Source organism: Dorea formicigenerans, from assembly GCF_025150245.1.
Classification (GTDB): Bacteria; Bacillota; Clostridia; order Lachnospirales; family Lachnospiraceae; genus Dorea; species Dorea formicigenerans.
Window position 1 is genome coordinate 2,408,303 of sequence record NZ_CP102279.1, and the last position, 14,799, is coordinate 2,423,101.

Here is a 14,799-nt window from a genome sequence, read left to right on the forward strand (position 1 = left end):
CAAAATTGTGAGGCAGGTTCTTTTATACTTATATCACTATGGATCCAATATTGAATCTATTTTGTCAGAAGCATCATAATATCATTGCTTCTCTGAACAAATGCTGTCATCTCTTCTGGATTTAATGGCTTATGTGCCAGCATAGCCAGATCATACAACTGCTTGCAGATCAAAGATGTATTTTCTCCATCTTCATGTTTCTGTACATACTGTACCAGTGGATGATTTGCGTTCAGGATCAGGGTATTCTCTCCACCCATATCCATTCCCATGGAATCCATTCCATACATCTTCATCATCTCCTGCATACGGCGGCTCTGCTCTGATAATGTCATAATAGAAGCTACATTGCTGTCTTTCAGTTTCTCAACTTTCACATCCAGCTTGTCATTACCAAGCTCTTTGCGGAATGTTGCAGTCAGACTGTCTACAGTCTTCTGGAATGCTTCCTTTTCGTCTTCAGCAACTTCCTCTTTTGCATTATCTGTAACATCTGCATCAATTCTCTGGAACTGAACATTCTGATAGCGCTGCTCAAGCTGTGTAATGAATGGAGAATCAATGTTGTGTTTCAGCACAACTGCATCCTGTCCCTGTGCACGGAACATATTGATATACTGACTCTGCTGAATCTCATCTGTTACATAATAGATAGTTGTCTTCTTCTCTTCTGCATTTTCCTCGGCATTGTCTGGTGCTGCATTTTTATCGAGTTCTTTCAGCTCTCCACCATTTGCTTCTACGCAGTCTTTCAGTGTCAGATATTTTCCATCGATATCCTTAAAGAGAACTGCATCTTTCATCTTGTCACAGAACTTCTCATCTTTCAGACAACCAAATTTTATAAATGGACTGATGCTGTCCCAGTATTTCTCATAATCTTCACGTTTTGTCTTGCACATACCTGCAAGCTTGTCTGCAACTTTCTTGGAAATGTACTCAGCAATCTTGCCTACAAATCCATCATTCTGAAGAGCGCTACGTGATACATTCAGTGGAAGATCCGGACAATCAATAACTCCCTTTAATACCATCAGGAATTCTGGAATGACTTCCTTAATATTATCTGCAATAAATACCTGGTTATTATACAGCTTGATCGTTCCTTCAATAGAATCATATTCTGTATTAATTCTCGGGAAGTACAGGATACCTTTTAAGTTGAACGGATAATCCATGTTCAGATGGATCCAGAACAACGGCTCTTTATAATCCAGAAATACTTTGCGATAAAACTCTTTGTAGTCCTCATCACTGCACTCATTCGGATGTTTTGTCCAGAGCGGATGAATATCACTTAAGGATTCCGGACGCTTTTTAATCTTTACTTTATCTTTTGCAGGTGATACTTCTACAACTTCTTTTTCACCATTTTCATTCTCTTTTTCTTCGGTCTTGGCATCTTCATGAATGTGCTCAACAACCTCATCGTCCTCTTTCAGGTCTGCCTCGTCAATTGTCTCATACTCTGGCTCTGCATTTGCCTTTGATAAGAAAATCTCTACCGGCATAAAGGAACAATACTTCTGGATAACTTCTCTTACACGATACTCGTTCGCAAACTCCAGACAATCATCGTTCAGATACAATGTAATCTCAGATCCTACAGTCTGCTTGTCTCCCTCTGTCATCTCGTATTCCGTTCCACCATTACTTACCCAGCGTACCGGTGTTGCTCCGTCTTTGTAAGATAATGTGTCAATATGAACTTCATCTGCAACCATGAATGCAGAATAGAATCCCAGTCCGAAATGACCGATCATATCGTCTTCTGTTGTCTTGTCTTTATATTTTTCAAGGAACTCTGTAGCTCCTGAAAATGCAATCTGAGTAATATATTCTTCAACTTCCTCTGCTGTCATACCAAGACCATTATCAATGAACTTCAAAGTCTTCTCTTCCGGATTCACTTCTACATGAATTGATGCCTTATAATCATCCGGTAACTGATATTCACCCATTACATCCAGTTTTTTCAATTTTGTAATGGCATCACAGCCATTGGAAATCATCTCTCTGACAAAAATGTCATGGTCAGAATATACCCATTTTTTAATAATTGGGAAAATGTTTTCGCTGCTGATTGAAAGACTACCTTTTTTTGCTTCCATTCTAATCACTCCTGTTTCTGATATTTTAAATTTAATCATTTGTGTTTTGATGCCAGGGATAAAATCGAAATCTACATGAACTTACTCATAAGTAAGCATATACAAAATCTTGAAATGTCCCTGATTAAATCTATGATAATCCCTCGCTTTTTAAAAGTCAATAGAAAATTAGCACTCTTTTTCATCGAGTGCTAACAATTCTGTGAATTTTATTAAGAAATAATAAACTTCCTTACGTTCATAGTTTGTTCATGTTTATTTTAAAATTCTTTCATCTCTTTAACATTGTTTCTCCACAACTCTTACATATAATAAAATCATCAACAACAGAAGTTCAGTAATACATTTTGAATAAACTTTTTCATAATACGTGCCGGGTGCCGCTTAGCGGTTACCCGGCATCCTCCCTTTTATGAACCTTTATATATTATTCTTCGTCTGCCTGTTCCTCTTTCGCACTGTCTTTTTTGCGTCTACACAATACCACACCGGTCATTATTAATAGTATTGTTATTATACTTCCAATCACAATCCATTTCAACATGGCAAAATGACGGTTTTCTTTTTCTCCTTGCCGATTTTTCTGCTCCTTTTCTGTCTTTCCAGATAATATTTTTTGAATTGGCGCTGCCGCCTTTTCCAATATCGTCTTCTCTGGAACGATTTCAAATGATATATTTTCTTCTGCTTCATTCCCTGCCGGATCCGCTGCTGTCACGCTTACTGCATATTCGCCTGGATTTGTAATCTGAAATGTATACTTCCCGTCTTCTTTTTTTAATGTCTGCCTTTTTCCATTAATCAACACTTCTTCTATCCAGTCTTCTTTTTTTCTGGAATCTACTTGAAAGTTCAGGATTCCTTCATACTGTGCCCCTTCCTCTACCTGAAAAAACTGAATCTTCGGAGGTGTGTGATCTATTACGAATTCCGCTCTTGCCACCGCTTCATTTCCTGCGGCATCTATGGCATTTACCTGTAATGTATGACGCCCCTCCGTATCAATCTCTGTCCCAATCGGATATAACCTTCCGTCCATCTGGATCTGGTGGACAAATGTCGTAAAGTCCTTGATAAATACATCCACCGGATAATCCCATGAAAACTTTTTCAGATACTTCCCCTGCAGTTCGTCCACCATCTTTATCACTGGATTCTTAGTATCAATCATAAATTGCAGGAAATGTTCTGACTTCTGTTTTGCCTTATCCACAGCCTGTACACTGGTTTTATAGATTCCATCTTCCTGAAATGTCTTTACAAGACTTGCGGATCCGTTCTTTAAACTCCACTTTTCTTCCGAATCTATGACCTCCGTTTTTTTCTCTCCTTCCGGTTTTTCATAATCAATCACTGCCCGACAGCTTTCTAATTTATTTTCATCAGTTGCCTGGTATTCCAAAGTCACGGGCTGACTGGTAATCAGATAATCGGCTGCCCCTGTTAAACTTACTGTCGGTGCCAGACTGTCAATGAATAACTTCTGCGTTTTCTCCGTTTTATTACCTGCCTGATCTGTGACAGTCACTGTTACCGGCACACCTTCTCCACTTTTTGAAGTCTGTGTAATCAAAAACTCTGACTGATTCTCCTTTGATTTTCCAATAATTTTATTCCCAACATAGCATGTGACCGTATCAACCTGGCTTCCCCATGCACCATCTTCTGATACCACACGAATCCACGCTTCCTTCTGATACCAGGTAGAAAATCCTTCCGGCGCCTCCAAGGTCACTGTCGGACTTTGTGTATCTATCCGTATTTCTATTGTCTCATCATATTCCGGAATCACATTGCCTTCTTCATCTTCCATAAAGACATGTAAAATATTTTTTCCTTCCTCAAATACTTCACCCTCAAGAGAAATCTTGGTTTTCTGCTCTTCTGCTTCTTGTGATACTATGTATTTTATTCTCCCCTGTAACAAAGTATCTTCCTCATGTTTTAATTCGTACACAGTTGTTCCATAGTCGCCATTATGTGTGATCATAACGGACGGCTTTGATAGATAATATCCATTCTTTCCATCAGCCTTGGGGATTTCCAGCTCATATCTCTTAATCTCGGGCTTCTCCGGTTCCTTGTCTTTGTCTTCATCTTCCCCTCCTGGCTTCTCTGGTTCCTTGTCTTCTCCATTAGTTCCATCTGAATTTTCCGATTCTGTTGTCTTTTTCATGTTTTTTTCTGCCTCATTCTGCGCATAAATAACTGCCTGCTGTGTATAAATCATTGCCAGGACTAATATCAATAACGCTCCGGTTCTTATCTTCCTACCCATACATTTTCTCCTTCCATGACTATTCCGTATTCCTGTGCCAATTTTTGAAATTCTGTTTCTTCCTTAATTTCCGGAATCTGATTCAAATACTCTTTTACTGTCTGTGCACAGATTTCTCTGGAAATATCTGAATCTGAACACTGCATACGCATATAAAGAATTCTAAGCTGCTTTGAGTCTTTTAATTCTTCCGCTCCTTTCCTGCATATTTCAAGTGCCTGATCTTTTAAGCCTTTTTCTCCCTGTATTTTCACAAGCTTCTGATAAATATCTTCTTTCTTCGACTCCTCTTCCCACTCAAGCATATCTGTATACATTTCCAAAGCCATATCCCAGTCTCTTGCCGTTTCAGCCGCAGAAGCCATATAAGAAGTACATTCTTTTACCAGTCTCTCCTCTGGCTTCTCATCCAGAATTTTCTTACCAATTCTTAAGATTGCTTTTGCATGTTCTTCCGATTCCTCCACTGCATAGCCCCGAATCAGACAGCGCTCATAATCCAGCCTTGAATCGTCCGGCATCCACTCCTCGATTTTCCTGAATATGTTCTCTATTTTCTTTTCATTTGCATATTCCTTTTTCTCATTGCTGCTTTCTTTATCTTCTATCCCAGCCACATACCGCACTAATGTAGCCAGATTTTCCGACATCTGATCTTCCCCGGCATCTTCAAATGCCTGAATACTTTTTTCGTAATCTTCCAGCTCCAGAAAATACAACAATCCCATGGATCTCTGCGCTTCTACGAATGCTTCACGCTCTGACACTTCTGACATATTTAAACCGTCTGAACTTTCCATCTTAAGTTCTGTGTTCTTCTCATCTCCTTTTTTCTGAATGACCCGGACACTTACTGCGGCTACGAATACACAAATACTTATCATTGCCATAACTGTTCTTTTTTTCGTCCATATTCGTCTATCTTTACTTTTCTTCTCTGTTACATTTGGAATTTCTTTTTGAATTTCGGACATCTGCTTAAATGCCCGTTTTGAATGCCCATCCAGGCATCTGGATATTATTTTTTGAAACTTTACCGTCTCCCGTCTGGTTAGTTCCGGGATCGGGTCTGTTACTGACAACAGGTACTGAATTGTCCTGCCTAGTCCGTATATATCTAATTCAATGCTGGCAGCCTGATAATAATTGACTTCAGGTGGAAGAAAGTTCTCCCTCACACTTCTTCGATTCATCTGAACCAGCATTTTTTCATTGGATTCCACACTCATATCAAGAAAATGTAGTGTCATATCCTCCGTGACGATCACGCTGTACGGATTCACATACTGGTAACAAGGGTTTCCCCGGCACTTATGTATGCACTCCAGTTGATCTGCAAGATCACGGATCCATAAAAATAATTGTTTTTTTGTAAGGTTCGGGTGATATTTCAACCACTGAATAAGTGACTTTCCTTCTACATAATCAGAGCTGATATAACATTTTTGATTATGTTCGATCAGGCGAAGCACCTCGTAACCTTCCCTTTCGCCCATCCGCATTCCTCCCATCTGTATTACTTTTTTGGAATTATCGGTGTGATTTCATATTGTGACAAATTCTGATTCTCTTCGACCTGGCAGAAGTTTTCTCAGATAAATTAGAGTGATTATTATCATACGCGAAAAAAGAGAAAAATGCAAGAAACATTTTGTTGCATTTTCCTCTTTTTATTCATAATTTTTCTTTTTTAAGCAGCCTGCTTAGTCTGTTGCGCCGCCTCAGCTTGAACCGGCTCCTGCTGTACAGGCATAACAGTGTTTATCCATCCGGATTTTCCGGGCTGTGTAAGGTTTTCCTATCCAATCAGCTATGGTTTCCTTCGAAAAGATTGGAAGCCCTGCTGCCAGGTTAAAATCACAGTCATACAGCTTTCCGTCATAATCTACCGAAATCTGAAAACGACACATCAAAGCTTCCACCGTTGCCGGGTTGAAAGCATCATACAACTTCTTCATATACCCTGAAAGATTCCCTGATCTTCGGAGAAATGCTCCAAATCGTCCCATTGGATTGTTGTATAGTGTATACAGGGCATTGAACACAATTCCAAAATCTGCTTCCAAATGCTCTTTATACTCTAGTTCCATGGCGGTCTGATCTGGTGGGAAAAAGGCTCCCGCCGGATTGTACACCATGTTCAGCACTAACTCAGGATTCTTTCCATAACCAAGTGTATTTAATTTCTGTAATACCTGTATTGCCCCGTCAAATGTACCGGTTCCCCGTACTCGATCCATCTGATCTGCCCTATAATAAGGCAGGGAACATACAATTTCTACTTTCTGTCTGGCATAAAATTCAATCAAATGTTCATATTCCGGATTCAACAGAACTGTCAGATTGGTTCGCACGATCACATGACTACAGACTTTACATGCCTCTGTAACAAGCCATTCAAAATCCGGATTCATCTCCGGCGCTCCCCCTGTAATATCAATGGTCTGCACTTGTTGTTCTCTTGCAAATTGAATACAATCCGCCATCACTTCCCGGGACATCACTTCCGTCCGGTTCGGTCCTGCACACACATGACAATGCTTGCACGCCAGATTACAGACACGGCCAATATTCATCTGAAGCACATCCAACCTGTCTGCTGTATTCATCATCTCTGGATCAATCTTTGTCTGAAACACAGGAATCTGATCCAGATCATGAAAATCATTAATTATCTCATCCATAAAAACCTCTTCATATATCTGCTAGAATATATCTGCTAGAATATCTCTTTTAGTATAGTGATACTATCTTTTACGACTTCCGGACAGAAATCAAATAACAATCCTTCATCCAGAATCTTCTGCATCTCTTCCGGCTTGGAAATATCATGCTTTAACAGCCCTTTACAATTACAGACAGCATATTTTTCCTGGAATTTCTGTAAAAATTCTGCACGTTTTGCATTCATAATATCCTTCTGCCCCATATGCTCCACTTCGCAGTGTCCATATTTTAATCCAAGAACGATCATTGCTCCGACAACAGCACCACAAGTCTCACCAAGACCCATACCGCCGCCAAATGCTGCAGACATCTTGTAAGCTTCCTCTGTTGTAATTCCAAGCTCCTCTGCAAATGCTCCAACTACAACTTGTGAGCAATCAATTCCTTTCATAAATAACTCTGCAATTTCTTTTTTCTCCATAATATTTCTCCTTTCGTGTCATTTTCAAGAATATTTACGGCTCCAGATAGCCCCGTATATTTTTTAAGAAGTCCATATCCAGATATGCATTCAACTTTTTGAATGTGGATTCATTGAAAATCAACTTATCCGGCTGCTGGTATTGAACCCATGCCATAGCACACCATGTAATCCCGCGCAGACATGTGATTGGAATAAATGCATGAGTATGCTCCCGGATCATATCTGTCTTAAACCGATTTCCCACCGCTTTGATGTATGCATCAATAAACTTCTCCATCTCTTCTGAGGTAAGAATGACATCTGTCTTCCAGAATGTAGTCGTAGGTGCCAGGAAATGTCCCAGATCCTGGGCAGGATTACCAAATAGCGGCTTCTCCCAGTCAATCAGGTAATTGGACTTTCCTTCCCCGTTGATCAGGAGATTTGTAGAATTTAGTTCTGTATTAATGCAGCATTGATAACCACTTTCAAGCTGGATTTCTGCTTCCCGTTTCCAGCCAAGATCCAAAAGTTCACGGATATATGTTTTTTTCTCTCCATCTCCTAATGGTGATTCCAGATAGACCTTGAACATCTCCTCGCACTCCTCCAGAATCGCTTTCAGTGGATTCTGTGGGTGTATAAGGATTTCTTCACTCTCTGGAATCGGGACACTGTGAATGTCTGCCAGACATGGGGCTGCCAGCATCAATTCTGTATGATAATCCATTGCATGACCCGGAAGGTATTCCATGACCAGAACGCCATGCTCCAATATTTTTTTGCTGCCATCTACATAAAGCACTTTTGGCGTCCTGCCAGAGCCTTCCATTAATCTTAACGCATGTGCTTCATATTCAATCTGATGCTCCAGATGCATCTGGCTTCCACAATTCACACGAAGTAGTAATTTCTTTCCTGTCACAGGGTGTGTAAATGCATAATTAACATTATACTCTCCCTGTGCCAGCAATTCGTAATTTTCCATCTTCTCTTTTGGCAATCCCAGTGCTTCTCTGTACTCTTTATTTTTCACATATTCTTCCAGACCTCTGATCCGCTCCATAGATTTTTTCCTCTACCTTGATATTTTTATTTCTTGAAATCCACTGCTATATTTTACCTTACGTCTCGGTACATCTTTGATATTCGGTCAATTGGTACCCCGTCCCGATACATCTTGCGAAGCCGATTCATTTTCCACATAACCTTAAGTTTCGGGATCGTCTTTTGGGGAAATCTGCGATCAGATGTATAAATCCTGTGCTTTGCGATTCCAAGTTTTACGCCCATTTCCTTAAGAGTCAGTGAAAACTGATAATCCTCCATGATTGGAAGGTTCGGGAACATTCCCGCCTCAAAGAACAACTCCCTGTCTATGAAGATTCCCTGATCTCCAAACATGACCTTGCGGTCTTTGATCCGGTGATTGGAAATGACACGGCACGTCCACATAAAGAAATGCTTTGAATGAAATGCAATTCCAAAACACCCTGCCAGATGGTCTTTCATCACATAACGAATCTCCGCCAGCGGATGCTTCGGAAGCTCGCTGTCACTATGCAGGAAAAACAAAATATCCCCGGAACTTTCTTTTGCTCCCAGATTCATTTGATTTGCCCGGCCTTTTTCTGAATGAAGTACACGGAACCTGGAATCAATCATTGACAATGTCCGGTCTTTGCTTCCGCCATCTACAAAGAGAATTTCACATTTGTCCAGAAGAGGACTCAACTGTTTTTGCAGTGATTTTATCGTGGATTCTTCATTATAAATCGGAACAATAATAGAAATCTTCTGTTTTTTCAGAAGATAACGTCCAGTCTCACTTTTCTGCAATTCCAGAGTTTTACGCATCCGGTTTCGAAATTTGCTAATATCTTCTTTCTCATCTATATCATGAAGCGTTCTTGCAAAACCAACTGTATAACCAGCCTCAAAAGCTGCTTTTGCTGTATTTTCCAAAACACTTGCATGGCTGTAAGTTTGTTTTTCAAACACCTCTCTCACTGACTTCTTCATACCTACAAGATAATATCCACCGTCCTGCGTTGGTCCCAGAACAATGTCATGCACATCTAACAGACGAAATGCATAATCTAAATCTGCCTGCTTAATTTCCGGCACATCCGTTCCAATCAACACACAGGATCCATAATCTTTGGCAAGAACCCTCTGGATTGCCATGTACATTCTTTCTCCCAAAGATTCCCCCATCTGCGGAAAATAAATCTTGTCATCCCCAAATATATTCTTTAATGCAGCTCCTTTATCGTCCGGAGTGTAACAGATATAAAGATCCGCCTGTGTTTTTTGACATTGCCCGGCAATATCTTTCAAAAAGCAAGTGTGCAGCCCGGCACATTCCTGCGGCGAAAAATATGGCATCAGCCTTGTCTTTGTCTGCCCCGCCACCGGAACTCTTGTAAATACAATGATTGCTCTTCTCATCTTTTATCCCCATTCTTTTGTTGAATTGTCACCTGGTACGGAGTCATTTTTAAAACAAATGTAACTGTTCAGAGCCAACTTCCAAAATACTACGCATTTTATACCTGTTTTTGAAATTTTGCTTGGCTCTGAACAGTTACAAATTATGTAAATTTCGTCTTCGCACGGTTGATCATGGATTTCTTCACATCCGGCTTTTCATAAGTCTTTAAAATCTCTGTCAGGAGATGTCTCACGTTCTGACAGCCTCCACGAGTCAGATTGCCAGAGCAGGAAGCACAATAACTATATACTTTTTTCTCTCCTGCAAGTGCAGATGCCATGTGCTTTGCAATTTCCGGTTCTTTCACCGGTGCACAGCCTCCAAGACCACAGCACTGTACTCCTTTTACCGATTCCAGACTTCCCTTCACGAATCGCTCTGCTGATGCAAGAATCTCTCTTTTCTCACGATCCGGACAAGGCAAAAATACTTTGCCGGACTCCAGATTCTTCTCACCGATCCCTAGTTCTTCAAGTTTTGCATAAATGTCTGTCACTTTAACCTTCAAATAGGGTTTCAAAAATGTATAACAGTTCGGGCAAAGCATGATAACCTCTTCCACGCCTCTTTTTTCAAACTCATCATTAATACGCTGTATAATTCTCTTTTCATCAACTTCCAGTCCAAGCTCCGCAATCGGCTTTCCACAACAGTCATAGGCAACTCCGATTCCATGTTCTTTCAGAAGCTTCACAAGCTTCTTCATTGTCTTTGGATAAAAAGAAGGAAAATTACACCCTGGGAAAAGGATGCATTTTCCAGTTGCATTACGATAATTTTTATAGATATAATCTTTCTTTTCTTTTAAGAGCATTCCATACCCTTTTTCGCGAAATGTCCCTTCTGCCTCCCGGACATTTTCCCGGCGAAGCTTTAGAATATAATCCCTCCCGTCAATCCCAATCGGGCAGACTTCTGTACATTTTCCACACAAAAAGCAATGATAAGATAATTCCTTCAGCTTTTCAGTGTCCCCAATATCAATGCCATATTTTTTCAGAAACTCACAATGCTTCTGACAGACATGGCAGTGTATACACTCTGACACATCATTTTTACTCTTCAATTTGTTCCTCCTGCACATAATGCTTCTTCAAAAATGCACCAAGCCCCATAACAACTACCGCCAGTACAAGTGCAATCCCTATATAAAGGATCCGGTTCTCTTTGTCTGCAAGTCCGGCTGTTCCAACCGTATACATAGCCGTTCCTGGCAACATAAAAATCAGAGAACATATAGAATATGTGGAGAATTTAATATCTGTTACCCCGTAGGCAAAATTCTGAAGATTGTATGGAAACAACGGGACCAGTCTTGTAATCATAAGAATAAAAATCTCGTTACTTCCCGTCTCATCAAACAGCCATTTTTTCAGATATTTATTTTTCATTGCCATCGGTTTGATACTGTCTTGAAGGAAAAATCGTCCCACAACAAATGCGACCATTGCTCCAAGCGTTGTCGCAACTGAGCAACAGATTGTTCCAAGTACCGGTCCAAATACCAGCCCCGCAATAATTGCAAATGTCACTCCCGGAAGTGCCAGAACGACACAACTTACAATCGTAAGCACTGTGTAGATCAACACCGCCAGAAGAAGATTATCCTGTACCATATTTTCCAAAAATTTCAAATTCTCTGTATTTCCCAGGTAGGCAGACCACCCGAAAATGTGATTGAGTACCAGAATCACAACAATAATTCCGATAAATATCCACATTTTTTTATTTTTCATTCTTCGTTATCCCCACTGCAATACCATTTCTCACAATCACCGTAATATACTTTACTATACCATAAACCGCATTTTTCTGAAACTGCATATTGTGATATTTGTTTTGCAGCTTTTCCCGTAGGAAACTCTCCTACTGTTGTATGCTGACAGAACCTTGAAATTATAAGAGCCGGGAGTTTCCCCTCCCGGCTCTTATGAACTGATTTTCTACAAATTTACTCTGTCACGAATGCAGCAGATACGTCCCCGTCTTTTGCACCATTCTCAATGATGTAAAGGTTATCTAAATCAAAGCCAGCGTCTTTCAGGATAGAGATTCCTGTCTTAGCACACTTGTTTCCGCTGTAGCAAAGAAGATATACTTTCTTGGAAGAATCCATCTTCTCTGTTGCCAGTTTGTACATAGCTGTCTGAGCATCTGCACTTTCAATCTCTTTTAATCCGCACTGGAAAGATCCTTTTAAGTGTCCTGCTTTGTATGTATCATCATCACGAACATCCAGAATCTGAACATCTTTGTCATCTACTGCTGCAACTGCATCTTTTCCAGATACATACTGCCAGTCGATGTTCTCTTCTGTACGGTCTGTTGTAAGAGCTCCGCTTACGTCAGCAAGTGCTTTTGCTCCACCCTCTACTGTGTAGATAGATGTTGACTCGATTCCTGCATCTCTTAATACACCTGTTGCTTTTTCAGCTCCACGCTTACCACTGTTACAGATGATGTAGATATCTTTTCCATCGTTCAGGTTCTCTTTTGCGTAATCTGTCATAGCGTCAACTAAGGAATCATCCTCTAATGGGAAGATTGGGCACCACTCAGAATTCTTAACTCTTCCAGTCACATAGTTATCCCACTCTCTTACATCGAGTACGTGAACTCCGTCAGCTTTCGCTGTATCCTCAGCAGATACATACTGATACTCATCGTCTGCCAACTCTTTTTTCTCCTCTGTTTTTGTATCTGTAGACTCTGTCTTTGTCTCAGATTTTGTGTCAGAACTGGAGTTTGATCCGCATCCTACAACCATAGATCCTGTCATTGCTGCTACTAATAATAATGTTACGACTCTCTTTTTCATGTTTTTAATCTCCTCAAATGTTTTATTTTAATTTTTAGAACTCTAATTTCTTTACGATGTTTTTCATCTGTACACCGTGAACCAGACTTGCACCGCCACGGATTGCTGCTGCCACATGGACAGCCTCTGTCATCTGCTCTTCTGTTACTCCCTTATTCAGACAGTCATTGGTATAAGCATCAATACAGTATGGGCACTGTACCGTGTGTGCCACAGCTAGTGCAATGAGAGATTTCTCTCTTGCTGTCAGTGCACCTTCTTCAAACACTGCATTATAGTAGCTGAAGAACTTCTCTGCTAACTCCGGTGCTTTTTCCCCAATGGTTCCAAACTTCGCCAGATCTTCCGGATTGTAGTAAGTATCCATTTCATATCCTCCCTTTTTCTTTTTTGGACTGCCGGTCCATATATATTTTTCTCAGCATAAAGATCAGTGCCGAGAGGGCAAACAAAATCATAAGCGCGGTCACAAATAACTTTGCACCGCCGGTCAACATGCCGCCAACGTAAGAGTACACAATTGTTGCCGGAAGCTGTCCGATTCCTGTTGCAATAAAGAATGACATAAATGACATAGATGTCAGTCCTGCCGCATAACTTACAATATCGAACGAAATAAATGGAAGCAGACGGCAGATCAGGATTGTATTCTTTCCATATCGTTCAAAAAATGTATCAATCTGAGCCAGTCCGCTCTTGCTTGTAAGTTTCTCTGCCACATCACGTCCCAGAATTCTTGCAATGTAGAAACATACAGCCGCTCCTGCCATAGCACTTGTCCAGGAAAGGATTGCTCCCTGCCACCATCCAAACAGATTCGCATTTGAGAATGTGAGCAAAAATGCCGGAAGCGGTGCTGCAATGGACTGAAAGATCATCAGTAAAAATGAGATTACAGCCGCATATGCTCCATAAGATGCCACAAAATCACGTACAACCGTAAAGTCTCCGCTTGCAAACATGGCAAATACCTTGTTCATCATTTTATTGACACCTGGGACTAAAAAATACACAGCGACTGCTGCAATCACTGCGATTAATAATACAACTTTCCCCAGCCAGTTCTTTTTCTCTTTCATATCTTTAAAATTCCCCTCTGAAATATGTAATGTCTGTTCATTTTATCAACAACTTTCTAACACGTCAAATTTATAATCTTTAACAACTCTATGTTATAAATCAGTTACGTTAATAGTACCTTTTTGTACTATTCTCGTCCAATTGTTTTTATTAATATTTTCTATTAATCATTTGTTCTATCTATATATTCCTATAATAGAAAAAGTATGTTTTATTATTTTTTCATATAAAGTTCTGATAAAAATACAGAAACCTCTATCACGCTTTCTTTTTATTGCATGATAGAGGTTTCCAATTACATACTATTCATTTCACATTTTGTTACAAAATAAAGATTATTACTGTACCAATTCCGGATTGGACACACTGACTTTATGGTCATACCATTTACCCTTTGTTCCAACCAATGCCAGATCAAATTCATCGTCCAGTGTCGGTACCGGTACGTCAAAGGAATATACTTCCTCTGGCGCGGAACCATCAGAATAAGTAATCTCTGTTGTCTCTGACGGATCAATAAGATCTGCCCCGTCTTTCTGTGCATCTTCTGCTGAGCCTAAGAATAACTGTACGATATTTTTAGAATTCAATGTAATATGTACTGTCATCTTACCATCTTTAACAGTCAGCGTTGCTTTTCCGTCATTATAGTCCGGATTCTCGTGGAACATACCGCTGTCTGTATTAAAATCTACCTTATAAGTTCCATCTTCCAGCTCAGGCTCCTTCGCATCTTTGCTGTCAGTCTTTGCTTCTGACGCATCATCTTTGGAAGCTTCTGTTTTTGTGTCATCTTTCTTATCCGTATTACTTCCGCATCCGGCAAGCATTGTCATTGCCATACTGGCGGAAAGTAATAAAACTAATAATTTCTTTTTTAACATGTCC

13 protein-coding genes are annotated in these 14,799 nt (G+C 40.2%); all 13 read right to left on the reverse strand.

What is annotated here, in order from left to right; all coding sequences use genetic code 11:
* Positions 1-56: 56 nt before the first annotated feature.
* The 13 genes from htpG to NQ560_RS11705 all read right to left on the reverse strand — a co-directional run bounded on the left by htpG (position 57) and on the right by NQ560_RS11705 (position 14,795).
* A complete protein-coding gene (htpG, locus tag NQ560_RS11645; protein WP_029730761.1) occupies positions 57-2,111 on the reverse strand; it encodes a molecular chaperone HtpG in 2,055 nt (684 codons plus the stop codon).
* A gap of 427 nt (positions 2,112-2,538) precedes the next feature.
* On the reverse strand, positions 2,539-4,389 hold the full coding sequence (locus NQ560_RS11650) for a hypothetical protein (RefSeq protein WP_005334564.1): 1,851 nt from the start codon (positions 4,387-4,389) through the stop codon (positions 2,539-2,541).
* Positions 4,374-5,885 carry a protein kinase domain-containing protein gene (locus NQ560_RS11655; protein WP_040015601.1) on the reverse strand — a complete coding sequence of 504 codons (1,512 nt, stop codon included), beginning with the start codon at positions 5,883-5,885 and terminating at the stop codon, positions 4,374-4,376. The genes NQ560_RS11650 and NQ560_RS11655 overlap by 16 nt, the downstream gene beginning before the upstream one ends.
* Positions 5,886-6,110: 225 nt before the next feature.
* Complete coding sequence (gene arsS, locus NQ560_RS11660; protein ID WP_005334566.1) at positions 6,111-7,073, reverse strand: arsenosugar biosynthesis radical SAM (seleno)protein ArsS; 963 nt, start codon at positions 7,071-7,073, stop codon at positions 6,111-6,113.
* A 35-nt stretch (positions 7,074-7,108) separates the two neighbouring features.
* Positions 7,109-7,537, reverse strand: coding sequence for a C-GCAxxG-C-C family protein (locus tag NQ560_RS11665; RefSeq protein WP_005334568.1), 429 nt, complete (start codon positions 7,535-7,537; stop codon positions 7,109-7,111).
* Positions 7,538-7,571: 34 nt separating this feature from the next.
* On the reverse strand, positions 7,572-8,585 hold the full coding sequence (locus NQ560_RS11670; protein WP_005334570.1) for a phosphotransferase family protein: 1,014 nt from the start codon (positions 8,583-8,585) through the stop codon (positions 7,572-7,574).
* Positions 8,586-8,638: 53 nt separating this feature from the next.
* On the reverse strand, positions 8,639-9,970 hold the full coding sequence (locus NQ560_RS11675) for a TIGR04283 family arsenosugar biosynthesis glycosyltransferase (RefSeq protein WP_005334572.1): 1,332 nt from the start codon (positions 9,968-9,970) through the stop codon (positions 8,639-8,641).
* A gap of 143 nt (positions 9,971-10,113) precedes the next feature.
* A complete protein-coding gene (locus NQ560_RS11680; protein WP_052302924.1) occupies positions 10,114-11,097 on the reverse strand; it encodes a (Fe-S)-binding protein in 984 nt (327 codons plus the stop codon).
* A complete protein-coding gene (locus tag NQ560_RS11685) occupies positions 11,069-11,749 on the reverse strand; it encodes a TVP38/TMEM64 family protein (RefSeq protein WP_005334578.1) in 681 nt (226 codons plus the stop codon). Before NQ560_RS11685 ends, NQ560_RS11680 begins: the two co-directional genes overlap by 29 nt.
* A 215-nt stretch (positions 11,750-11,964) precedes the next feature.
* Positions 11,965-12,831: a rhodanese-like domain-containing protein gene (locus NQ560_RS11690; protein WP_005334579.1), complete on the reverse strand. Its 867-nt coding sequence runs from the start codon at positions 12,829-12,831 to the stop codon at positions 11,965-11,967.
* A 34-nt stretch (positions 12,832-12,865) separates the two neighbouring features.
* A complete protein-coding gene (locus NQ560_RS11695; RefSeq protein WP_005334581.1) occupies positions 12,866-13,198 on the reverse strand; it encodes an arsenosugar biosynthesis-associated peroxidase-like protein in 333 nt (110 codons plus the stop codon).
* A gap of 1 nt (position 13,199) precedes the next feature.
* Positions 13,200-13,910: a TVP38/TMEM64 family protein gene (locus NQ560_RS11700; RefSeq protein WP_005334597.1), complete on the reverse strand. Its 711-nt coding sequence runs from the start codon at positions 13,908-13,910 to the stop codon at positions 13,200-13,202.
* Between the two features lie 339 nt (positions 13,911-14,249).
* On the reverse strand, positions 14,250-14,795 hold the full coding sequence (locus tag NQ560_RS11705) for a hypothetical protein (protein WP_040015602.1): 546 nt from the start codon (positions 14,793-14,795) through the stop codon (positions 14,250-14,252).
* Positions 14,796-14,799 lie beyond the last annotated feature (4 nt).